The organism is Sulfitobacter brevis (genome assembly GCF_900112755.1).
GTDB lineage: Bacteria > Pseudomonadota > Alphaproteobacteria > Rhodobacterales > Rhodobacteraceae > Sulfitobacter > Sulfitobacter brevis.
Genome location: NZ_FOMW01000011.1, coordinates 108,556 through 131,773 on the forward strand (window position 1 = coordinate 108,556; position 23,218 = coordinate 131,773).

The 23,218-nt window shown below is 58.6% G+C and carries 20 protein-coding genes and 1 pseudogene; 12 read left to right on the plus strand and 9 right to left on the minus strand.

The genetic code is table 11. The annotated features are described in order from the left end of the window. Nucleotides 1-11: 11 nt before the first annotated feature. The 4 genes from BM174_RS15435 to BM174_RS15450 all read right to left on the minus strand — a co-directional run bounded on the left by BM174_RS15435 (nucleotide 12) and on the right by BM174_RS15450 (nucleotide 4,542). Nucleotides 12-1,355: an amidase gene (locus BM174_RS15435; RefSeq protein ID WP_093924752.1), complete on the minus strand. Its 1,344-nt coding sequence runs from the start codon at nucleotides 1,353-1,355 to the stop codon at nucleotides 12-14. After that, the gene (locus BM174_RS15440) at nucleotides 1,352-2,719 is read right to left on the minus strand and encodes a TRAP transporter large permease (protein ID WP_093924753.1); all 1,368 of its coding nucleotides are present in this window, start codon (nucleotides 2,717-2,719) and stop codon (nucleotides 1,352-1,354) included. Before BM174_RS15440 ends, BM174_RS15435 begins: the two co-directional genes overlap by 4 nt. Before the next feature lie 31 nt (nucleotides 2,720-2,750). Further along, the gene (locus BM174_RS15445) at nucleotides 2,751-3,341 is read right to left on the minus strand and encodes a TRAP transporter small permease subunit (protein WP_093924754.1); all 591 of its coding nucleotides are present in this window, start codon (nucleotides 3,339-3,341) and stop codon (nucleotides 2,751-2,753) included. Nucleotides 3,342-3,447: 106 nt separating this feature from the next. Then, nucleotides 3,448-4,542 carry a TRAP transporter substrate-binding protein gene (locus BM174_RS15450; protein WP_093924755.1) on the minus strand — a complete coding sequence of 365 codons (1,095 nt, stop codon included), beginning with the start codon at nucleotides 4,540-4,542 and terminating at the stop codon, nucleotides 3,448-3,450. A 568-nt stretch (nucleotides 4,543-5,110) separates the two neighbouring features. Here BM174_RS15450 and BM174_RS15455 point away from each other — a divergent pair. The 3 genes from BM174_RS15455 to BM174_RS15465 are packed head-to-tail and all read left to right on the plus strand — an operon-like array spanning nucleotide 5,111 to nucleotide 8,086. Next, entirely contained in the window at nucleotides 5,111-5,842 is a 732-nt protein-coding gene (locus tag BM174_RS15455; protein ID WP_093924756.1) for a GntR family transcriptional regulator, read from the plus strand. 16 nt (nucleotides 5,843-5,858) lie between these two features. Further along, entirely contained in the window at nucleotides 5,859-7,034 is a 1,176-nt protein-coding gene (locus BM174_RS15460; RefSeq protein ID WP_093924757.1) for a cytochrome P450, read from the plus strand. A gap of 26 nt (nucleotides 7,035-7,060) precedes the next feature. Then, nucleotides 7,061-8,086 (plus strand): TRAP transporter substrate-binding protein, encoded by a 1,026-nt coding sequence (locus BM174_RS15465; protein ID WP_093924758.1) that lies wholly within the window; start codon nucleotides 7,061-7,063, stop codon nucleotides 8,084-8,086. A gap of 59 nt (nucleotides 8,087-8,145) precedes the next feature. On the opposite strand, the gene BM174_RS15470 is transcribed toward BM174_RS15465, so the two are convergent. Further along, entirely contained in the window at nucleotides 8,146-9,093 is a 948-nt protein-coding gene (locus tag BM174_RS15470; protein ID WP_093924759.1) for a glutathione S-transferase family protein, read from the minus strand. A gap of 267 nt (nucleotides 9,094-9,360) precedes the next feature. Between BM174_RS15470 and BM174_RS15475 the strand changes: the two genes are divergently transcribed. The 6 genes from BM174_RS15475 to BM174_RS15500 all read left to right on the plus strand — a co-directional run bounded on the left by BM174_RS15475 (nucleotide 9,361) and on the right by BM174_RS15500 (nucleotide 15,336). Continuing rightward, nucleotides 9,361-10,413, plus strand: coding sequence for an extracellular solute-binding protein (locus BM174_RS15475; protein WP_093924760.1), 1,053 nt, complete (start codon nucleotides 9,361-9,363; stop codon nucleotides 10,411-10,413). Nucleotides 10,414-10,479: 66 nt separating this feature from the next. Next, on the plus strand, nucleotides 10,480-11,574 hold the full coding sequence (locus BM174_RS15480) for an ABC transporter ATP-binding protein (RefSeq protein ID WP_093924761.1): 1,095 nt from the start codon (nucleotides 10,480-10,482) through the stop codon (nucleotides 11,572-11,574). Beyond that, nucleotides 11,567-12,430 carry an ABC transporter permease gene (locus tag BM174_RS15485; RefSeq protein WP_425442374.1) on the plus strand — a complete coding sequence of 288 codons (864 nt, stop codon included), beginning with the start codon at nucleotides 11,567-11,569 and terminating at the stop codon, nucleotides 12,428-12,430. Before BM174_RS15480 ends, BM174_RS15485 begins: the two co-directional genes overlap by 8 nt. Beyond that, nucleotides 12,427-13,281 (plus strand): ABC transporter permease, encoded by an 855-nt coding sequence (locus BM174_RS15490; protein WP_093924763.1) that lies wholly within the window; start codon nucleotides 12,427-12,429, stop codon nucleotides 13,279-13,281. Before BM174_RS15485 ends, BM174_RS15490 begins: the two co-directional genes overlap by 4 nt. A 116-nt stretch (nucleotides 13,282-13,397) precedes the next feature. Continuing rightward, complete coding sequence (locus tag BM174_RS15495) at nucleotides 13,398-14,366, plus strand: Gfo/Idh/MocA family protein (RefSeq protein ID WP_093924764.1); 969 nt, start codon at nucleotides 13,398-13,400, stop codon at nucleotides 14,364-14,366. 25 nt (nucleotides 14,367-14,391) lie between these two features. Then, entirely contained in the window at nucleotides 14,392-15,336 is a 945-nt protein-coding gene (locus BM174_RS15500) for an acetamidase/formamidase family protein (RefSeq protein WP_093924765.1), read from the plus strand. On the opposite strand, the gene BM174_RS15505 is transcribed toward BM174_RS15500, so the two are convergent. Together BM174_RS15505 and BM174_RS15510 are read right to left on the minus strand one after the other, a co-directional pair. Next, nucleotides 15,337-16,311 carry a bile acid:sodium symporter family protein gene (locus BM174_RS15505; protein WP_093924812.1) on the minus strand — a complete coding sequence of 325 codons (975 nt, stop codon included), beginning with the start codon at nucleotides 16,309-16,311 and terminating at the stop codon, nucleotides 15,337-15,339. It lies immediately after the preceding gene. A 99-nt stretch (nucleotides 16,312-16,410) separates the two neighbouring features. Continuing rightward, entirely contained in the window at nucleotides 16,411-18,000 is a 1,590-nt protein-coding gene (locus BM174_RS15510) for a gamma-glutamyltransferase family protein (RefSeq protein ID WP_093924766.1), read from the minus strand. Nucleotides 18,001-18,147: 147 nt separating this feature from the next. Here BM174_RS15510 and BM174_RS15515 point away from each other — a divergent pair, with 147 nt between their 5' ends. Further along, a complete protein-coding gene (locus BM174_RS15515) occupies nucleotides 18,148-19,032 on the plus strand; it encodes a LysR family transcriptional regulator (protein WP_093924767.1) in 885 nt (294 codons plus the stop codon). Nucleotides 19,033-19,087: 55 nt separating this feature from the next. Here BM174_RS15515 and BM174_RS15520 read toward each other — a convergent pair whose 3' ends face one another. Together BM174_RS15520 and BM174_RS21745 are read right to left on the minus strand one after the other, a co-directional pair. Continuing rightward, complete coding sequence (locus tag BM174_RS15520) at nucleotides 19,088-20,905, minus strand: sensor histidine kinase (protein ID WP_177209498.1); 1,818 nt, start codon at nucleotides 20,903-20,905, stop codon at nucleotides 19,088-19,090. 278 nt (nucleotides 20,906-21,183) lie between these two features. After that, nucleotides 21,184-21,357 (minus strand): annotated as a pseudogene (locus BM174_RS21745) (IS30 family transposase); the annotation flags it as partial. Between the two features lie 359 nt (nucleotides 21,358-21,716). Here BM174_RS21745 and BM174_RS15530 point away from each other — a divergent pair. Both BM174_RS15530 and BM174_RS15535 read left to right on the plus strand, forming a co-directional pair. After that, nucleotides 21,717-22,130, plus strand: a complete 414-nt coding sequence (locus tag BM174_RS15530) for a c-type cytochrome (protein WP_093924770.1) — start codon at nucleotides 21,717-21,719, stop codon at nucleotides 22,128-22,130. A 225-nt stretch (nucleotides 22,131-22,355) separates the two neighbouring features. Beyond that, nucleotides 22,356-23,201 (plus strand): universal stress protein, encoded by an 846-nt coding sequence (locus tag BM174_RS15535; RefSeq protein ID WP_093924771.1) that lies wholly within the window; start codon nucleotides 22,356-22,358, stop codon nucleotides 23,199-23,201. Nucleotides 23,202-23,218: the final 17 nt, after the last annotated feature.

Below are 23,218 nucleotides of genomic sequence, written 5' to 3' on the forward strand. Positions count from 1 at the left end.
GTCCTTTCGGTTTACGCGGCCGCCTCGGCCAGATGGGTTTGCAGCCAGTGCGCGGTACGCAACAGGCGGTCGTCTTTCTCTCGCGGGCCGATGACCTGAACGCCGATGGGCAGGCCGGTTTCACCGACCAACAGAGGTAGCGTCACGCAGGGCAGGCCCGCCAAAGTCCAAAGTGTGCAAAAGATCGGATCGCCGGTACCGCCGGCATCAAAGCGCGGTGCTTCGCCCGCTGCCGCTGGCGCGACGATTGCATCGTATTCGGTAAAGAAGTCATGGAAAAAGGCTTCGGCCGAGGTTTTCACTGCCAGCGCGTCCTTATACTCGGCCAGCGTGATCTGGCGAGCGCGGGTAATGACGGCTTTTAGTGTGTCGCTGATGTCGTCCCAGCGGGTTTCGAAAACTTCGGCCTGTTGTTTGCATATTTCATACTCGTGGATGCGGGCTTGGACCGCCACGAGATTTGAAAGGCTGTCTGCAGGTTCCATCCGCGTGATCCTTGGGCCGAGAATGTCGAGCACGGTATCCATGCCTTCGCGCGCCGCCTCTGACAAACGATCATTGAACGGCAGATCGAACCAAACCAATGCGGGCGGGACGGGAGCGGTTTGTGCAGCACCCTGCGCCATTGCGGGGCGGGGGCGGGCAAAGCTGGTGATGTCGCGCCCGTCGTAGCCCGCGATGGCATCGGTAAGCAGCGCCACATCCAGCAGCGTCCGGCCAAAGCAGCCGACCTGATCAAGCGATTTCGAGGTTTGCAGCAGACCCGTGCGAGAGATCACACCACGCGTCGGTTTGAAGCCAAAGGTGCCACAAAACGACGCTGGGCGGATGACCGACCCGTTGGTCTGTGTGCCAATGGCGAGCGGGACATGGTGCGCTGCAACTGCCGCAGCCGAACCGCTGGAAGAGCCGCCGGGGCTGTGCTCGGGATTGTGGGGATTGCGCGTCTCGTTTGGATGCACAAAGGCAAGCTCGGTCGTGACGGTTTTGCCCATGATCACCGCACCGGCGTCGCGAAGCAGTTCCACCAAGCGGGCATCCTGACTGGTCTGGCGGTCTGCAAAGATCGCGGTGCCGCAGGCGGTAGGCATATCGGCGGTGTCGATGATGTCTTTTAATCCGACGGGGATGCCGTGCAGCGGGCCTGTTGCCAGTCCCGCCTTGCGAATGCGGTCACACTCAGATGCCTGAGCCAGCGCGGCGTCGGGGTCGAGATAGGCCCAAGCCCCAATCGCCTCATCGGTCGCGGTGATCTGGGCGAGACAGGATTTTACGAGCGCGACCGAGGTCAGCTTGCCTGCGTTAAGCAGAGCCAAAGCTTCGGTCGCGCTTAGTTTGTAGGCGTCGTTCATCATGGAATGTAGGTCCCGAAGAGGTAGTCAGGGAACCACAGCGCGATGCCGGGGAAGGCATACATCAGCATCATCGTCAGGATCACGATGCCCAGATAGGGCATGATGCCTCGGAAAATCTCCATCAGCTCGATCTGGTTTTTAAGCACGCCTTTTAGGTAGTAGGCCGACATCGCCATGGGCGGGGTCAGGAAGGAGGTTTGCAGGTTAAGCGCGATCAGCATCGCAAAGAAGTAGGGGTTCACACCAAAGACTTCGAGCAGGGGCAGGAAGATCGGCACGAAAATGATCAGGATTTCCGACCATTCCAGCGGCCAGCCCAGCAAGAAGATGATGACCTGCGCGAGGATCAGGAATTCCCACGGCTCAAGGTCCATGCCGCCGACCCATTGCGCGATCAGATCGTGGCCGCCGAGGTAGGAAAACACCGAGGCAAAGGTCCAAGACCCGACGAAGAGCCAGCACACCATTGCCGTGGCCTTGGCAGTGAGGAACACGCTTTCCTTGAGTTTGGTCCATGTCATCGAGCGGTAGAGCACCGCTAGGACCATGCCGCCAAGGGCGCCCATTGCCGCCGCTTCCGCAGGGGTCGCAAGGCCGCCGAGGATAGAGCCAAGCACCAGCGCGATCAGCACGGTCAGAGGCACAAAGCTCAGCAGCAGGTCTTTGTAGATTTCCTTTGGTGGCGGGACGTCCTCCATCGTGGGCTTGGGCGCCAGTTCGGGGTTCATCCAGACCCGCAGGATGACATAGACGATATAGAGACCAGCCAGCAGCAGGCCCGGAAACACCGCCGCCGCATAGAGCCGCAAGGGCGAAAGGTCAGCGATGGCCGCGTAGACGATCAGCATGATCGAAGGCGGGATCAGGATGCCCAAGGTGCCGCCCGCGCAGATAACGCCTGCGGCAAAGCTCTTGTTATAGTTCGCATTGGCCATCGCCGGAAAGGCGAGCAGGCCCATCAGCGTCACAACCGCGCCGACGATACCCGAAGCGGTCGAGAACACGGCGCAGGTCAGCAATGCGGCAATGGCAAGGCTTCCCGGCAGGTTACGCGCCGCCATGTAGAGCGAGAAGAACAGCTTGTCGACAATATTGGCGCGCTCAACCACATAGCCCATGAACAGAAACAGCGGGATCGCGACAAGGGTCGGGTTCTCCATCACCGAATAGGTGTTCTGGTTCACCAAGTAGAAGATATTGTTGTTGAATATGTCCGAGAAGGTCTCGATCGAGCCGCCTTGGTGGTAGGCGTAGTAGCCAAATCCTACGCCCATCGCGAGCAGGGTGAAGGCAATCGGGAAGCCGAGCAAAACAAAAATAATAAACAGCCCAAGCATCATCAGGGCGACTTCGGGATTTGACATCTCTATTTAACTTTCTTGAACACTGTACGGATTATTTTCGGGCCGGAGCGACAGCATGTATCGCTTCGAGGTCCGCGTCGGTCAGCAGGTCTTCGGTTTCTTTCACATCGGCCAGCCGTTCGGGCCAGACGCCTGTGCGAAAGGCGATGATGCAGCGACCAAGTTCGGCGATGCCCTGAATAACCAGCAATACGCCCGATAGCGGGATCAGCGATTTAAAAAAGTAAATCTGGATGCTGGCAGGGCTGTTAAAGCTGACCTCTTTATAGCGCCAGCTGTCCGAGGCGATCTCGTAGCCGTACCAGACCAAAGCGATGATACCGGGGAAGAAGAACAGGAAGTAGAGCACGAAATCCAGACTGGCCTGCACCCTGACCGGAAACAGCCGATACAGCACGTCAGCGCGGACATGTGTATCTTGCGCCAAGGCATAGGCGCCGCACATCAAAAACAGCGCACCATACATCTGGATCATCATGTCAAAAGCCCAGACCGTGGGCGCGTTCAACACGTAACGGACAAAAACCTCGTAGGACACCGACAGCGTCAGGATCAAAATGCACCATCCAAAAGCGCGCCCGACCCATAGGCTCAGGCCCTCAATGGCATATACCAGTCTCATCTGTCCGTTGCTCCCTTAACAGATCGTATCGTTTATTGCGCTTTTCCAAGCGAAGGATGCCCGAAGGCTTGCTGGCCTCCGGACATCCCTGTTTGTGATGCTTGGATCAGCTGAAGTAGTGATCGTAAGCCAGCTGGTAGTTCGGCTGGTTCAGGTTGAGATACCCCATCACTTCTTTGGCGTATTTCTTCTGTGATTCCATCACCTTGGCAAAGAACGGGTCTTCTTCGGCGATGCGGTTTGCGACCTTGTCCCATGCTTCAAGCTGGGCCTGCATAACGGATTCCGGTGTGCGGTAAACGTTCACACCATCGGCCTCTTGCAGTTTGATCAGGTCATCGGAGTAGCGCTTGGTGTTGCCCCAGTAGAAACCGGAGTTTTCAGCCATCGAGGCGTTCTTGATGATCGCCTTATGCGCGTCGGACAGCGCGTTCCACTTGTCCTTGTTGATGGTGACCTCAAAGCATTCCTGTGACTGGTGGTAGGAGGCAAGCATGTAGTGTTTGGACACGTCCTGCATACCAAAGTCACGGTCAGAGGTCGGGTTGTTGAACTCGGCTGCGTCGATCAGGCCGGACTTCATCGCGGGCTGGATTTCGCCGCCCGGAAGCTGGACCACGGACATGCCCATTTCAAGCATAACGTCAGCGGCCAGACCAACGGTCCGGTACTTCAGGCCCTGCATCTGTGACGCATCAGTGATCTGCTGCTGGAACCAGCCAAGCGGCTGTGCGGGCATTGGCGAGTTAAAGAACGACACTACGTTGAGGCGCAGTTCGCCCATCAGCTCATCAAAGAGCTCCTGACCGCCGCCTGCATGAATCCAGCCCAGCATTTCCTGGCTCGACCAGCCAAAGCAGGGGCCTGTGCCGAATAGCGAGGCGGATTTGGATTTGCCGTACCAGTAGGCCGACACATAGTGCGCCGCGTCCAGAACGCCGCGGTGGACCGCATCCTGCATCTGGCTGGTTTTAACGACCGCATCGACCGAGAGAACCTCGATCGTCAGTGACCCGCCGGACATCTCGTTGACGCGTGCTGCGAAGGACTGCGCATTTTCAAGGAAAATGCCGCCGCCCCATGCCGCTTGCATCTTGAGCGTGACACCGTGGCTTTCAGCAAGCGCGGGTGTGGCCAGAACTGCGGCACCGGCAACGGCCGAACCGCGCAGGAATTTTCTGCGATTAAGTGAAGCTTTCATAGTTCCTCCCAAGGATTTCAACGCTGATGTCGCCTCAAGAGCGGCATGCGTATGAGTTTTTTGGGCTTGGGGTGTAATGCTTTGCCCTCTCGGCACAGAGCTCCTCCTCCCTGTGCCGAGAGGGCAAAGCCCCTCGCCTTGCACCACTGTTAGGGGTGCGTGCGTTTCAAACAAGCGGTTCTTTTGAGGCGGCGGGTTCAGAGAGCGCCTTTGGCACCCTGCGATGCGAAGAAGCGCTGTGTCTGCAGGCTGATTCAAGGGCCTGTGCCCGCGCTCAGCCGCCGCGCCTAAAGGGCTGTTATGACTTGAACAATCTTTGACGGCCGCGGTGTGCTGTATTGATACAATCGGTCCGCGCGGGCGTTTTCAAGCGGTCCAGTCGTGCGGATTCTGCTGGTAAAAAAAAATTACCAAAGCAAACCCGCCAAAGGTGATGTATACAATCACAAGAGGACTACGGCAAAAAATTACAGTTTCAGGGCCGAATCACTTTCGAAAGTTTCAAGCCTGTATACAATTCTGAAAGTAAGTTGCTTTCTCGTTGAGGTTGCACGCACTGGAAACCGCCATGAACATCCGAAACCTCAGCCAATTGGACCGTGCCCTGCTGGGTTTACGCTCCCTTGTGCTGAGCGGGGACATTGCCGGGGGGCAGCGTTTGTCCGAGGTGGCCGTGGCAAAGCAGCTGGGCATCTCACGGACGCCGCTGCGCCAAGCGATGGACAGGCTGGTGGCGGAAGGACTTTTGGAGCGGATAGAGACGGGGGGATGCCGCGTCGCGACCTTCAGCAAAAAGGACGTGGCCGATGCGATCGAGATGCGCGGCGTGGTCGAAGGCACCGCTGCACGCATGGCCGCCGAGCGCGGCGTTGCTGCTGATCTGCTGGCGCAAGCACGCGACACGTTAAACAAGATTGATAAGGCACTGACCCGCAAGAAGGGATTGGACTTCGATCAATACGTGATCCAGAACGCGCGCTTTCATGAGTTATTGGCCCGCTTTCCCGGCAGCCCAATCGTGCAGCGCGAGATTGAACGGATGAGCCTGCTGCCGCTCGCCTCGCCTTCCGCCTTCCTGAGCGATCAGGCGATGATCCCCGATTTTCAGGCTTCGCTGGTCTATGCCCAACGCCAGCACCGCGCTATTCTGGATGCGATCATCGCCCGCGAAGGGGCGCGTGCCGAGGCGCTGACCCGTGAGCACGCCCGCCTTGCCTTGATCAATTTCAACTATCTCAACGAAATACGCCCGACGCTGCTCAGCAAGGTTCCGGGCCTTGCCTTGGTCGCGACAGAATGAAGGTAGGGTCTATGCTATGAGCACTGTTCCGGTCGATGCCGAGATTACTATCGCTGACCTCGAGCGCGACCCCTACCCGATTTATAAGCGGCTGCGGGCCCAACATCCGGTGATGATGGTGAAGTCGGTCGGCCGTATACTGCTGACCAAGGCCGAGGATACGAAATGGGTGAAGGACAACCCCGAGATCTTTAGCTCCGACGACCCCAATACACCGATGCGGCGGGCGTTTCAGGCCCACACCCTGATGCGCAAGGACGGGGCCGAACATATGCGCGAGCGGATGGCGATGGCCCCCGCCTTCAGCGCCAAGAACATCGCTCACCACTGGATGCCGATCTATGAAAAGATCGCGGATGGTCTGCTTGATGAATTGCCCGTCGGAGAGACGGTTGATCTGTTTCCCACCCTAGCGGGGCCCTTCGCGGCGCGCTGTCTGGCGCAACTGCTTGGCCTGCCGGATGCCAGCGACGCGGATATGCAGCGTTGGTCACAGACCCTGATCGATGGTGCGGGGAATTTTGGCTGGGCTCCAGCGCCGTTCGAAGCCAGCGACCGCGCCAATGCCGAAATGGATGCCTATATGGATCGGGTCAGCCCCCTACATCTGGCCGGGCCTAACCCTAGTGCATTGAGCGCGATGGTCGCCACCGCCGACCCGATCGAGCAAAGCCAGATCCGTGCCAATATCAAGATCGCAATTGGTGGCGGTTTGAACGAGCCCCGCGATGCGTTGCTAAGCATCCTGTACGGCGTACTAACCAACCCCGATCAACGCGCCTACCTGTTGAAAGAAGGCGCTTGGGGCGATGCCTTTGATGAGGGTGTGCGCTGGGTCGCGCCCATTCAGGTCAGCTCACGGCTGGTGACCGAGGACACCGAAATTCGCGGCTTGCCGATTGCCAAGGGCGAGACGGTGATGACGGTTCAGGCCTCGGCCAATCACGACGAGGATATCTGGCCTGACGGTCACCTCTATGACGCGACCCGCGCCAAGCGCCCGCATCAGGCATTTGGCAACGGCCCACATTTTTGTCAGGGCAAACACATTGCGCGCCGCATGCTCGCCGATATCTTGTTGCCGCGGCTGTTCGAGCGCTTTCCCGCTATGCAACTGCATGACCCCGCCGCCGTGCGCTTTCACGGGTTCGGGTTTCGCGGCGCGTTGAATTTTCCGGTAACACTAAAATAGCGCGATAATAATCTGGGAGGATTAAAATGATCGGACATCTGAAGAAAACGGCGCTGGCGACAGCGCTTGTGACGCTCTCTACCGCAGGGGCTTGGGCGCAAGAGGTGACGTTGAACCTGCACCAATTGCTGCCGATGCAGGCGACGATCCCCGCCAAGGCGATCACCCCATGGATCGAAAAGGTCGAGGCGGAATCCGGTGGCCGGATCAAGATCGAGCATTTTCCCACGATGCAGTTGGGCGGCTCACCGCCCGAGCTTTATGACCAGGCCGCTGACGGGGTGGCCGATATCATATGGACGGTGATCGGCTATACCCCCGGTCGTTTCCCGAAAACCGAAGCCTTTGAGTTGCCCTTTATGGTCGGCGGCAGCGCGGGGTCGTCCAAGGCGTTTCACGAATACGTTCTGGCCAATGGCATGGACGAGTTCAGCGACACGCATCCCATCGTGTTGCACACGCACGGGTCGGGCTGGATTCACAGCAACAAGAATGTCACCACGCTTGACGATGTTGCAGGCCAGAAGCTGCGCGGGCCAACCCGCGTGACGGCGCAACTGCTCGACAAGCTTGGCGCGACGCCCGTGGGCATGCCGGTGCCTGCCGTTCCCGAAGCGGTTTCCAAAGGTGCCATCGACGGGGCGATTATCCCGTGGGAGGTCACTTTACCGCTCAAGATGAGCGAGCTGACCAAGCACCATTCGGGCTTTGCCACCAAGCCGGGGCTTTATACCGCGACCTTCGTGATGACGATGAACAAGGACAGCTATGCCGCTTTGCCCGATGACCTGAAAGCAGTGATCGACGCGAACTCCGGCCCCGAGGTTTCGGCACTGTTTGGCGCGGCAATGGATGCAGCCGATGTGGTCGGTCGCAAGGTCGCGACAGACGCTGGCAATACCATCACCGAGTTGGACAGCGAGAAAGACCGCTGGATCGAGGTCGGCGCGCAGGTGACCAATGACTGGATTGCCGAGATGGATGGCAAGGGTCTGGACGGTGCCGCGTTAGTGCAAAGCGCCAAGGACTTCATCGCGGCCAACGCAGACTGAGTACTTAAAGAAATGGCCGGACTGCTTTCACAGCGTCCGGCCATTTTTGCCACTGCGGGTTAGTCCCTGATCGTCACGCGGTATCCGGCGCGGGGGAAGTGCACGCAAATCCGGCCGATATCCGGCTCTTGGCGCATCACCGCGATTGTGTCGCTGTCGGCGATTACGACCTCGCCCTCGACTGGCTGTTCGCCGCCATCAAGATCGGGGGCGACTGTCACCAGCATGCCCGGTTTCAAACCCTGAGCCTCAAAAGGGTCGGTCGCCTGTTCAGTCACCGGATTACATTCTGCGGCTCGCGCGATGGCTGCCTCGGGCGACATCCCAGTCATGCTGCCGTGGCCAATGTCGCGGACGTTTGCCTCCCACCGCTCCAGATGGGTGAACTCGGACAGAAAGGCTGGCCCGCGATCCCAGCGGCCGCGCAGAAACCAGATCGCATGATAAATCTGCGCATCAATTGCGGCGGCGCTGTCGCCCAGCAGAAAGGCGCGGCCATCCGAGAGCTGCGTATTGGCCCACTGCAACGGCGCGCGAAATTGCGCAGCGAGGTGGGGTAGGTCGGCATTGGCCGCCTTGAGGCCCGCAGCCCAATCGGGGCCGAAATAAAGCCGCCCGCGATCTTCGGCAAAATCCTTCGGCAGCCCGTCGCCGGCAGAGCCGAGCACCACCTTCACGGCCAGATCGAACATTGCGCCGTCGGTCCAGCGGCTCAGGCACCACATCAGCCCTGTGTCGGCGCTTGGGAAAAAGGTCGGTGAGGGGTGGCGCCGTTCCAGCTCGCGCAGGATGCATTGGGTATCGCAGTAGATGTCCGCACCGATTTGCATGACGGGCGTGCGCCGGTAACCGCCCGTTAGTTTTGTCAGCATCGGTTTTGGTGCAAGGCGCGGGATCTCGACCGAGCGCCACGACAGACCCTTGATGCCGAACGCCACCCGCGCTTTTTCGGCGACGGGGGACTGGGGGTAGTTGTGAAGAATGATTTCCGAAGCAGTGTCAGGCATGAAGCGGGCTTTCAATCTGGAGCAGTTGGCAGGACTGTTGCATTAATTTTACGCAGGCGCAGCCTTTGATCGCGTCAAGATCGGTTCAGCGCATGGCGGCGGACATATCGGTCCGTGTGATAGTCTTTGACTCTCGCGACAGACGGTGCTGATCTTGCACAAAAAACAAATCTGCCCGCGTGTCACGTTGCTGTCACATGGGATCAATACGGACTGGGGAGACCGACACGGCCCTGCCGGTGTCGGCATAATTGGAGTTACGAGACCATGAAAATCATTCTATCCACCGTCGCCGTTCTGGCGCTTGGCACCGCCGCGCAGGCCGAAACACTGCGCCTTTTGACATGGGGCGGATACGCGCCCGACGATGTGATCGCGAAGTTCGAGGCCGAAACCGGCCACACTGTCGAGGTCACCAAATCCAACAACGAAGAGATGATCGCCAAGCTGCGCGCGACGAATGGCGGCGGGTTTGACCTCGCCCAGCCAAGCCAGGACCGGATCGCCGGACCGCAGGCCGAATTTGGCATCTATAAGCCGCTGGATATGGCGAAGATCGATACCGCGCTGTTCATCCCCTCGATGCTTTCGGCCACCGAAGGCAATACGACCGTTGATGGCGCGGTTTATGCCGTGCCGCACATCTGGGGCACCTCCGGTCTGGTCGTGAACACCGCTATGGCAGGCAGCGTGAAGGACTACACCGACCTTTGTAATGCCGATGTTGCGGGCAAAGTGTCTTACCGCCTCAAGCGTCCGACGCTGATCGGGTTCGCCTATGCGATGGGTCTTGATCCCTTCGCGGCATACGGCGACGAAGCCGCCTATAAAGACATTATTGATCAGGTCGAAGCCAAGCTGGTCGAGTGTAAGGCGGGAGTCAAAACCTATTGGGACGGCGGCGACGAGCTGAAGAACCTGATGCGTTCGGGTGAGGTTGTGGCCTCGATGGCGTGGGACACGGGCGGCTGGCAGCTGAACGACGACAACAAGGACATCACCTTTGTTGCCCCTGCCTCCGGTGCGCTGGGATGGATCGATACCTTCGCGCTGCCTGCACGGGGCCGTGCCGATGAGGCCGCCTATGCGTGGATCAACTTTGTCATGCAGCCCGAGATTGCCGCGATGATCACGGCTTCGGCGGGCAACTTTACCGCCTCACAGGGTGGTGATGCCGATGTTGATGAGGCGCTGAAGGCCAAGTATCAGGCCAGCTTCCCACAGGCCGCCATCGACAACATCAAATGGTATCCCTCTGTGCCTGCGGGTCTGGAAGCCTTGGAAGGTGCGGCACTGGACCGGATCAACGCCGCCAAGTAAGCAGACACGACAAGACGATAGAGAAGCGCGGATATCTGCGCTTCTCTTCTTTATGAAGGCCAATTGATGACCAGTACCCCCGACCTCGAAGCCCGCGAAATCTCCAAGTCATTTGATGACTTCAAGGCGGTGAAGGACATCAGCTTTACCGTGCCGCAGGGCACGTTCTTTTCCATTCTCGGGCCGTCGGGCTGTGGCAAGACCACACTGTTGCGGATGATCGCGGGGTTCCAGAAACCGACGAGCGGTGATCTGTTGATCAAAGGCCGTTCGGTGCTGGATGTGCCGCCGAACAAGCGGCAGGTCTCGATGGTGTTTCAACATCTAGCTTTGTTTCCAATGATGAATATTGGCGCCAATGTGGGCTTTAGCCTGCGCCAGCGCGGGGTCAACAAGTCTGATATCAAGCAACAGGTCGAGCACGTGTTGGAGCGGGTCGGCCTAGGCGGCGTGGCAGATCGCAGCGTCAGTTCGCTTTCGGGCGGGCAAAAGCAGCGCGTTGCGATTGCGCGGTGTATGGTGCTTGAGCCGGATGTGTTGCTGCTCGATGAGCCGCTCGGCGCACTGGATCTCAAGCTGCGCGAGCATATGAAAATCGAACTCAAGCAGTTGCAGGCCGAGTTCAATACCACCTTTGTGTATATCACCCACGACCAGTCCGAAGCGCTGGTAATGTCGGACCAGATCGCGGTGATGAACCATGGTGTTTTCGAACAGGTTGGCACTCCTAAGGAGTTATACTACGCGCCGCAAACCGCCTTTGTCGCGGGGTTTGTCGGCGAGGCGAACAAGTTCGTGGCCACAGTTGAAAGCATCGCGGGCAACGCGGTGACATTGCGCACCCAAGGCGGACGCAGCCTGCAGGGAGTTGCTGCGGGGGCAGGGCTGGCCAAGGGCACCAAAGCCCATGTTTTTGTGCGCCCCGAAGCGGTCCGCCTGTCGCGCTCCGCACCGCAAAGTGCCGGGAATGGCGGCGAGGGGATTGTGCAGAACGTGCTGTTCAACGGGGCCAACTCGCAAGTGATGTTGCTGGATCAACTCTCCGGCGCCGAGATCAATGTGGCCCTGCCGCAAACCGGAGAGTACCGCGATCTGGTAAAGGGGGGGGCGGTGCACTTCTGGTGGGAGACTGAACAAACGCGGGTTTATGCCCGTGACTGATCGCTCGAAACTCACCTTCTATCTGCTGCTGGCACCGCTGCTGTTGTGGCTCGTGACGTTGATCATCCTGCCGCATGTAGGCATGTTTATCGTGTCGTTGCGCGAAAAAGTCGGCGTGCGGGAGTATGAGACAAGCTTTGCCAATTACGCGGTGTTTTTCAACGAGCCGCTGTACTGGAACACCTTTGCGCGCACGGCCTATATGTCGATTGCCTCAACGGTTTTGACCCTGCTGATCGGTTTTCCGATCTCATATTACATCGCCAAGCTGACACGCGGGCGCACCAAAACTACCCTGTTTTTGATGTGTCTGATTCCATTTTGGGTCAGCGAACTGGTGCGGACGTTCGGCTGGATGATCCTGCTGCGTGAGACGGGGGTGTTTTCGGGCGTGCTGCAATATGTCGGACTGGCCGATGCGCCGGTCGAAATGCTGTATAACGACGCCGCGATCATGGTCGGGCTAGTTTATACGTCGATGCTGTTCATGGTGGTGCCGCTGGTCACGACGCTGGACAGCCTTGATGATAGCTTGATTGAAGCGGGCTATGATCTGGGCGCAAGCGGCTTCGCGATCCTGCGCGAGATCGTCATTCCCCATGCCATGCCCGGTATCGTGTCGGGCTGTATCGTGGTGTTCATGCTCAGCCTTGGCAACTACCTCACGCCGATCTTGCTGGGCGGCAAAGACAGCCTGTGGTTCACCGGGCTGATCTACAGCCAGTTCATCACGCGGTTTAACTGGGAGCTGGGCTCGGCCTTCGGGTTCTTGCTGCTCGGCCTATCCTCGCTGATCGTCTTTGTCGGGCTCAAACTATCGCGGCAATCGCTGGGTAAAACGATGGCGCAGACATGATAACCGGTATCCCCCAAAGCGGCGCGTTTAGATGGACTTACCGCGCCTATGTGGCGCTGTTTTTCATTTTTCTGGCGCTGCCGCTCGTCACTGTTTGTGTGTTCGCCTTTAACGATTCCGTGTTCCCGTCGCTGCCGTGGAACGGCTTCACTTGGGCGTGGTTTTTCGGCGACACCGCTCCGCATATTGGCGTGTTTCATGAACGACCGATCCTGCGATCCATCGTGACTTCGGGGGTCGTGGCCTTTTGGGTGGCGCTGCTGGCAGTGGCAGTGGGCACCTGCAACGCCTTTCTGTTCGTGCGCTACGATTTTCGCGGCAAAAGCGTCCTTTATATCCTGATGCTGTTACCACTGATCATCCCCGGAATCATCTTGGGGATCTCGATTCTCGTGTTTTCCTCCTCGGTGGCGAACACGCTGGAGGATGCGACGGGCCTGTGGTTTGACGGGCTGCGCCCCGGTTTGATCTTGGTCGTGTTGGGGCAGTTTTCCTTCATCACCACCTTTGCCACGCTGGTCATTTCTGCGCGTCTGCAGAAGTTCGACTTCAGCTTGGAGGAAGCGGCGCTGAACCTTGGTGCGACGCGGTGGGGGGCGGTGCGCGCCGTAACGCTGCCGTTTCTGTATCCTGCGATGGGGGCGGCGGGGGTCGTGGCTGTGTTGATGAGTTTCGAGAATTTCAACACCACCTTGATGCTCGTCGGCTCGGACGCGCCGTTGACCATCACCATGTTTGACCGACTCAAGCTCGGATCGACTCCAGTGCTCAACGCTGTCTCGTTGCTGTTGATCATCGTCTCGGCGTTCTTGGGTCTGGCGTCGCTTTTGCTGCAAAAGCGCGAGAAATAAGCCTGCATCCGGCTCGGCCATTGCATGAGCCCTGCGACGTGGGGTTGGCATCGGGTGCGAAAAGTCGTTTCTAACGTCAAACGGCTCGCTTAAGCGCGTAAAATCAGGAGAGACAGATGACGATCAGAACCGCAGTGATTGGCCTTGGGATTATGGGCCAGCGCATGGTGGAGCATATGACGCTGCACCCCGAGTTTTCGGTCGTGACCCTCTGGGACCCCGATACTGCCGCCTGCCGTGCAGCCCAGAAACTCGCACCCGATGCAACGTTGGCCGCCAGCGCAGAGGCGGCAATTGCCCAAGCTGATCTGGTCTATCTCGCGTGCCCCCCTGTGCCCCGCAAGGCTTACGCGCTGGCGGCGGCAGAGCAGGGCAAAGCCGTATTTCTTGAGAAACCGCTCGGCGTTGATATCGCAGAAAGCCGCGATCTGGTCGAGAAGCTTACGGCATCAGGCGTGCCCACAGCGGTTAATTTTACCCAAGCGGCGGGTGCGGCCCTGACGGATGTGCAGGCCTCGGTGCTGGCAGGCGAGCTTGGTGAGTTGCTGGGCGTCGATATTATTGTAACTTACGCAAACTGGCCGCGGGCGTGGCAAAAAGCGGCAGACTGGCTGCGCTTTCGCGACGAGGGCGGCATGACACGCGAGGTGATCTCGCACTTCGTGTTTTTCAGCGAACGAATCTTGGGGCCCTTGTCGTTGGTCCGTGCCGATGCCGACTATCCGGCAAGCGGGGAGCTGTGTGAAACCCATGTTGCGGCGCGGCTTGTCAATCAAGATGGCCTTCCGGTCACCATCATGGGCAGCGTCGGGGGCGCACAGCCGGACCGGCAGGAAGTGACGATCAAAGGCGCTACCTCCAGCCGCCGGATTTCAGAATTCTCGCAAGATGCCATTTCCTATGGGGATGACTTTGTTGCGGTTAAACAGACCGCCGCCGATACGCGGGCAACCAGTTTAAAAGCGCAACTGGACGATCTGGCGCTTCTCCTTGCAGGCCAGCCAAACCGTTTGGCCACGGTGGAGGAAGCGCTGCGTGTGCAGATATTGATTGAAGGTATTCTGGGCAATCACCAGCCAAGTTGAGGATTGAATTTAAAAGGACATTACGATGACGCACGCGACTCTAAACGCCTCGGTAGAGACCTGCCATTGGGGCTTTTTCGATGCCACCCTTGCGCCCGCCCTGACCATCGAGAGCGGCGGAGAAGTGATCATCGAGACCATTTCGGGCGGGCCGAAAAATCTGCCGCCAGAAGGCTTTCACATCCCGCCCGAGTTGTTGGAACTGCACGCCGCAGGGGTACCCGCGATGCCGGGGCATATCCTGACCGGACCCGTTGCTGTGACGGGCGCGATGCCTGGCGATGTGCTGCAAATTGATATTCTGGACGTGTCTTTGCGGCAGGACTGGGGCTTTAACTTCTTCCGGCCTTTGGCGGGCACCCTGCCTTTGGATTTTCCGCAGGCGCATCAAACGATCATCCCGCTGGATGCTGACAAAAACATCGCAACGCTGCCTTGGGGGCTCGAGCTGGATCTGGCCCCGTTTTTTGGTGTGATGGGCGTGGCCCCGCCAGCCGACTGGGGGCGTATCTCAACGATTGAACCCCGGATGCATGGCGGCAATATCGACAATAAGGAACTGGTTAAAGGCACCACGCTTTATCTGCCAATCTTTACCGAAGGGGCGCTGTTTTCATGCGGCGACGGCCACGGCGCGCAGGGGGACGGCGAGGTTTGCGTCACGGCGATTGAAACCGCCCTGCGCGGGCATTTTCGTCTGACGGTCCTGAAAGATCGTGACCTCACCTATCCTCAGGCCGAAACCCCCACGCATTTCATCACGATGGGCATGGCACCCGACCTTGACCGCTGTGTCGAGATGGCGCTGCGCGACATGATCACGTTGGTTTCAACGCGGGCGGGGATCAGCCGCGAAGACGCCTATATGCTGTGCAGCCTCGCTGGTGATTTGCGCATCACCCAGACGGTGAACCGCGAAAAGGGCGTGCATATGATGATGGCGAAAAGCCTGCTTCAGCGGGGCGTTTGATCAGATCGCCGCGACCTGCCGGCGCGAGGCCTTTTGCGAAACGAATGCGCAGACCAGCAGCTGGGACATGTGATAAATCATCAGCGGCAGGACGATTGCACCGACCATTTCAGGGGTGAATAGCGCCGTTGCGATCGGCAGGCCGCTGGCGAGGCTTTTGGTTGAGCCGCAGTAAAACAACACCGCCCGATCCGGATAGGGCAGACGGGTCGCCTTTCCCAATGCGATCATCGCCCCCATTCCCAGCGCCAAGAAAATCCACACCACGAAAAAGAGCATCACGAGTGTCGCCACGGGAATCGCTGACCAAAGCCCCGACACCGTGCCCGCGCTGAACGCGGAGTAGACGATTAGCATGATCGAGCCTCGGTCGACCGTCATCGTCAGGACCCTGTGACGTAGCACAAAGCCCCCCACCCACGGCCGCAGCAATTGCCCGATCACAAAGGGCAGCAGAATTTGCAAACCGATCTTGCCCACAGCATCCATGCTGACGCCGCCATCACCCTGGTGCAGCAGCAAAGCCACAAGAAGCGGCGTCAGCACCACGCCGATGAGGTTTGAAACCGAGGCGGCACAGATCGCGGCGGGCACGTTGCCGCCCGCAATAGAGGTGAATGCGATTGACGATTGCACGGTGGACGGCAGTACCGCGAGAAACACCAGCCCCAAGGTAATCGTGGTGCCCAGCAGCGGCCCGAAAAGCGCTGCAAGTGCCAGCCCGATTGCGGGAAACAACAGATAGGTTGTGCCAAAGGTCAGCCCTTGTAGGCGCCAGTTGGTCAGCCCGGCGCGCACAGCCCTAGGATCAAGCTTCGCACCATAGAGGAAGAATAATAAAGACACTGCCCAGAACGTGACATGGCGCAGCCCCTCGGCGGCCAGGCCCTGCGCAGGCACCACGACGCCAGCCGCAACCGTGGCGACCAGCAACAGCATATAGGCGTCAATGCCGAGGCGTTTGATCCAGTTCATTCGGGGGGTCTGCCTGCGTTGTTCAAAATGCGCTTTGGTGGTCTGCCTGCGCATGTCCAAAATTGGGACACATGCAGGCAGGCCACCCCGCATCAATCGTTAAAATCCAGCTGCTTGTCCATCCTTGCGCGGGTCTGATCCGGCAGCATAACCGCCACCTTCCAAACGCTGCACCAGTTGCGCACCGCCAAAGCCAAAGGCGTTGTCCGGCGCTTCGATCTGGATGTTGTGGCCGAGGGCTTTAAGACCGTCGAGCACTTCGGGCAGCATGGTCGGCTCGCAAGCAACGTCCAAGCCTTCAATGGTCCGCCAGCGCGGTGCATCGGCGGCGGTTTGCGGGTCCTGATCCCACAATTGCGTGCGCAGCAGCAGCTGCATGTGGCCCATCGCCTGAATGGGTCCGCCCATCATCCCGAAGGCCATCAGCGGCGCGCCATTCTTCATCGCAAAGCCGGGAATTATCGTGTGAAACGGGCGCTTGCCCGGTGCGACCTGATTGGGATGTCCCTGTTCGGTGGTGAAGCCCAAGCCGCGGTTCTGCATCGAAATGCCGGTGCCCGGCACCACAACGCCTGAACCAAAACCGGCATAATTGGACTGGATGAAGCTGACCATCATGCCAGAGGCGTCGCCGACGTTCATCAACACGGTTCCCCCTTGCTTGGGGGCACCTGCGCCAAAATTCTGCGCCCGATCAGGGTCGATCTGCGCGGCACGGAATTTCAGATAGGCGGGGTCGAGCAGGGCAGTTTCATCGACCTCGCCCATATGATCGCGGTCCGAGACATAGGCGTGTAGATCGCTATAGGCGAGCTTCACGGCCTCGATCTGCAAGTGTGCGGCGGCCAGATCATCGGGGCCGTAATCGCGAATTTTGGTGTGCTGCAAAATGCCAAGCGCCATCAGCGCCGCGATGCCCTGACCGTTTGGTGGAATTTCGTGCAGTTCGACATCATCAAAGGTCTGGCTGATCGTGCCACACCAATCGTTGCGATGTGCGGCGAGGTCTTCGACCGTCATCGCGCCGCCGTTGGCCTTGGCGAAGGCGGCAATCTCTTCGGCGATCTCGCCCTCATAGAACGCACGGCCCTTGGTCTCGGCGATAGCGCGCAGGGTGCGTGCGGCACCGGGATTGCGAAACCGCTCGCCGGGTTTGGGCGCATGACCATTGGGCATAAAGGTTTCGGCAAATCCGGGTTGGTCCTTGAGCACCGCAGCGCCCTTGGCCCAAGCTGTGCCCACTACTGGCGACACGATGAACCCGTCTTCGGCATAGCGGATCGCGGGGGCCAGCACGGTTGCCAAATCCAGCGTCCCGAACCGCTCCGACAGTTCAACCCAAGCGCTGACCGCGCCCGGCACGGTGACGGAATCCCAACCGTGCTGTGGCATCCCACCGGAAAAGCGGTCCGGGGTCCATGCAGCAGGCGCGCGACCCGAGGCGTTCAGGCCGTGCAGCTCCTTGCCATCCCACAGAATACAAAACGCGTCGGAGCCAAGTCCGCAGCCGGTCGGTTCGACAATTGTCAGGACCGCCGCTGTAGCAATGGCCGCATCCACGGCGTTGCCGCCCTGTTGTAGAATTGAAAGCCCCACCTGCGTGGCCAGCGGCTGTGAGGTCGCGACGACATTTTCAGCGAGCACCGGGGAGCGGCGCGAAGGATAGACGGGATCATGACGCAAGCGCATTGGAAGTCCTTTCAGATGACATGGAAGGGGGCGTGTGATCGAAATCATGATGACCACCGCAACAAATCTTCACCCGAATAACACAAGAATGACGCAGGCAAAGCGCCTAATTCTTGCCATTAAGATTAGGAACCCTTACTTTAAGGGATGGATACCCGCCAACTCGAAACGCTCCTCGCAATCAGCCAACACGGCGGCTTTGCCGCAGCGGCGCAAGCCGTGAACCTGACGGCTTCGGCAGTCAGCCAGCAGATCGCGGCGCTGGAGGCCGAGGTGGGGGCACAACTGTTTGACCGTGGCCGCCGCCCGCCGGTTTTGACTGCCAAGGGCGCGGAGATGGTGCGCTCGGCCCAATCGATACTGCAGATCGTCACCGATACCAAAGCGTCGGTAACGGGAGGGCAAGTGCGCGGGACTTTGGCGTTCGGGTCGCTGCGGACAGGGGCAAATTCGCTGGTGCCGCGATCACTTGCCGCGCTGCGAAACAGCTTTCCCGATCTGAATTTCCGCATCCGCGTCGGCATGTCGGAAGAATTGATGAGCGAGGTCGTCTCGGGACAGCTGGACGCCGCGCTGGTGGCCGATCATGTGGCGGTGCCCAACAGCCTGCGCTGGACGGCTGTGGTGACCGAGCCGCTGATTGTGCTGACCCCGCCGGGTACAGGCGCTATTTCGATGGATGATCTGGTCCGCGCGGTGCCCTATATCCGCTACCGGACGCAAGTACCCCTCGCGCGGCAGATCGACACCGAATTCGCACGTCTCGGCGCCTCTCCCCGGCAAGTCGTGTCTGTAAATACGATGCTCGCGGTGGTGGGTTGTGTGCAGGCAGGGTTGGGGTTTGCCATTATTCCACAGATTGCCTTGCAGGATATGATCACCGCTTCGCTTGACTGGTTCCCCTTTGGCGCACCGCCGATTCATCGCAGGCTTGGTGTCGTACAGCGCGTCAATTCAGGCCGCGAAGGGGTGTTGGCGGCGCTGGTCGAAGCGTTAACCCATCATGGCCGTCCGCGCGATGATCAGGATTAATACGGTCAAGGTCGGATAAACTGGCGCGAAGCCGACCACTCAGGGCCTCCAACTCTTACCCGCATTTAGCGTTTTGCAGGCAGTCCTCACTGCGGCAAGGCAATTCGATATGGAAGACCGAACCTTGGGTCTCGACGCTTTCATAATGCAAACGCCCGTCCATCTGCTGCATGATCCGGTGCGAGATATACATCCCCAATCCGGTGCCTTCGCCCGAGCGCGTATTGCTGCCATCAATCTGGCTGAAGCGACCGAACACGATCTTCTCGCTGCCCGCAGGAATACCGCGCCCATGGTCGCGCACGGAAACACGGGCCAGACCGTCGTATATGCCAAGCGAGATTTCGATCGAGCCGCCGCCTTCGGGGGTGAATTTGATCGCGTTCGAGATCACATTGTCGATCACCTGACGCAATCGGAAAGGGTCACCGGCCACAACGGGCAGAATGTCTGTATCGTCTTGACGGGTCAGTTCGACACGCCGTGATGTGGCCATCTGGTTATTTTCTTCCAAGGCATTGCTCAACATCTGGGCGAGGTCAATCTGCTCGATCTTCAGCTCGAACTTGTTCAACTCCAGCTTTTGCACATCAAGCACGTCATTGATCAGCCGCGACAGACGGTTGGCGTTGCGTTGCGCGATCACCAGCGCCTTGTTGACGGGTGCGGGCATCACACCAAGCTTGCCGCTCAACGCCATGTCTACGCCACCCTTCAGCGAGGTCATCGGGGTGCGCAATTCATGGCTGACCACGGCAAGGAAGTTGTCCTTTGCTTCCGCGGCTTGCTGTGCGGCTGTGAGGGCTGATTGCAGTGATTGCTCGAATTGCACCCGTTCAGTGACGTCGAAAAAGGTGACGCTCCAGCCTATGTTGCGGCCAGCGGGATCAATCGGGCAGGCGATATGGACCGCCCGAGGCTCATAAACCCGATCACCAACGCTGAATTGCTGGCCAAACACTGTCCCGCCCGAGGGTTTGAGATCGGAAATAAAGGCCAAAGCCGCACACTTCAGGCGTGCCCCCGGAGCCAGCTCGGGGCCGTCGTCGTTAAACAGTTGTACTGCTGCGGCATCATTCCACGAGATCAGCTTGTGGTCTTTGTCGATCACTAGAACCGGATCGCTGGAGACGTCGAACAACGCATCGCGACCCAGCGCCTTGGTATCAAGAACACGGTTAGTCACCAACATCCAGCTATAGGCGATCAACCCCAGCGAGAACATCATCGACGTCGGATCAATGCCAAAAACGGTGATGCCTGCGAACACATAAAGCCCATTAGCTGTCAGCGGCGCGCAGGTCACCACGATCAAGGTCATCAGCAGAGAACTGGCACTGCCGCTTGTCCCCAAGACACCGCGTATAAGCAGCCCGACTGCCCGCAGGACAAATCCGTAAAGCACCAAAGCCGAAACGAAAAACATAATGCCATGAGCGTAGTGCACGCGCGCGCCGTCTTGCGAAAGGGCGGTGGCCTCGGTGAACATCAGATGGTGCCAAGGGTCGGTCAATGCCACAAGGCCGATGACCGTAGGCACGCCGATGACAAGGACGCGGAGCATGGGGTTTTGCATCAAATCGCGGCCGCGCACAAATTCCTCAATATGCAGGCACCACGTCACCGGAAGGATCGCAATTGCCAGCCATGCGGACAGCGCCCAGACCATTTTGGGCTGAAGGCCTGTCGAGGCGATTTCCATCCCGAGCGAGAAAACCCACCACAAGATCGCACAAAACGAGATAATAAAGTACTTCTTGCCCTCGAAGACGTGGCTGCGCCAGATCCATGTCAGGACAAGAAATGCCAGCCCCCAAAGGGCGGCAATCCCGATCAGAACCGGGTCGTATGAATATGTAAAAAATTCAATCAACGTCATTTGATCCTAAAGCATTTTCACGTACCGCGCGCTATCACGCTGGTTATACAAGGAGTTATGCAGTTACTTGTGGTGAAAATAACTCGCTGTTTTGTCCAAACTATGGCGGCAGATCTAGGGGGGTGGCCTGCTTTAATTGGCTAAGGGAAGGTTGATCTGCTTTCCGAATGCAAGTGTGCACAGGAGCTAAGACCGTGGCTTTTGCCTCAAGCACCTCGGCTGGTGCCTCTGTTCAAGCATTTGCTAGGAATTATTTGGGCCCCCGTCGATGTGACATCATCCGGGCGGAACATGATACTGCCGTCGCGGTGAAATTTTTGGTGGATGGCGCTTGCGTGCTCGGCGCGACATTGTTGTGTCGGCAGATACCACCACAACTCATCTTTCGTGCCTTCTTTGGAGTAGATGTAGCGGTAGATGGTCTCTTGGCAGACACGTTGCTTCGCAGTGAGTTGGGTGTATACGGCGCCCATATCGATTCCTCTCATCAACAACAGATTGTTTCCTGACAAGTTGGGGTAGCGCGCGCCAGGCGACGCCACTAAAGCTGGTAATATAGATTATGTTATTTATATTTCGATATTTTCCTTCTTCGGCATCAGTAACGGCGAAGCCGGCCGAGTTGGGGTGCTGCTGGGCTTGGATACCATAGCGCGATTGGAACGTACCAAATTCTACCTGCTAAACTTTAACTCACATGAAATGGTATCTCCCATTGACGCAGATCAAGTCCCAATGCTGAATCTACCCTAAGGTTATTGCAAAGAAGACAGCCCCCAATAGAACCAGCACTAGAGGACCCCACATGCTCCCCCGCAGATTTCTAAACATCAGCCTCTGTACGATTTTGCTCGCCGCCTGTTCCAATACCGCACCCGAAGGGGCCAAATCCCAGAACCGCGGGAAATACGTCTACACCAAAGAATGCTCGAAATGCCATGGTCCAAACGGCGAGGGCTCGGGCTCGGCGGCGTTGGGTATGAGCGTCTCGGCCCCCGACCTCACGGGCTTGCAGCAGCGCAACGACGGCTATTTTCCGCGCGAGTTTGTCCGGCGTTTTGTCATGGGACGGCTTGAAAAAGACGATCCCGATTCCTCGATGCCCGATTTTTCTGCTATCGGCCTAAGCCACGTCTACCCAATTGGCGGTGCTGATGGCGAAGTACTCGAAACCGACTTCGAAGAGTTGCTCGACTACCTCGAAGCAATACAAAACTAACCGAAGGCCGTGGCGCAAACATCTATAATTTGTCCGTGGATTTGAATTTCCGCACCGCCCTCCCCACATCTAACCTAAGGGGCTGCACCGCCAATGAGGCCCCGAAGGATCGCGGGAATTCCGTTCTAGCATTGATCTTTGTCAACCTCAGGCCAGCGCGCCCGTGTCATCCTTGTTTGAACCCGCCCGCATTCGGGCTTGAAAAACAGCTAGAGGGAGAGGCCGATGACACGCCGGACACTACTTTATGTGATGAATGCTGATACCCCTGACCACAAAATCAGCGAGGCCGCAGAAGCCGCCGCAGAGCGCGAAGATCATCTGATCTGCCTGATCGTCGGGGTATCCCATTCTGTGCCGCTTTACGCCTACAGCGCCCTGCCTTACGGCGGTATGGACATCGCTGAAAACTGGACTGATCTGATCGCCGCGACCCGCTTGAACCATCAAGATCGCGCCGATGAGGTAGAGAAATTGTTGGCCAAAAGCGCCGTCTCCGGCGAGGTTCAACCGGTAATCTGCCCCACCCTCGAAATCAAGCATCATGTGGCGCGTGCGGCGCGGGTCAGCGATGAGGCCTACTTTGCCGACAACTTGCGCAACACCCCCGATATCCTGCGCGAGGCGGCCTCCGGCATCCTGTTCCATTCGCCGATCGGGTTCCGGCTTAACGGTCCACCGTCACTCAATCCCGAACGCATTTTTGTGGCATGGGACAGCAGCGAAGCGGCCGCAAGTGCGGTGCATTTCGCTCTACCTCACCTCAAACAGGCCCAAGAAGTCGTCATCGCCTGCATCGATCCGATCATGACGCTACAGCATGACGGACCGGACCCGGGCACCGACATGGCGGCTTGGCTCAGCCATCATGGGTGTCACGTCACCGTTTCACAAATCCCCAGCGGTGGGCACGGGGTCGGCAAATGCATTCAGGACCACGCGCAGGGCTTCGGGGCTGATCTTGTGGTGATGGGCGCTTATGGGCATGCGCGGATGTTGCAGACCGTGCTCGGCGGCACCACCCGCGCAATGCTCGACCAGACCGAACTTGCCGTGTTCATGGGGCATTAAATGCGAGGTGCCAAGGC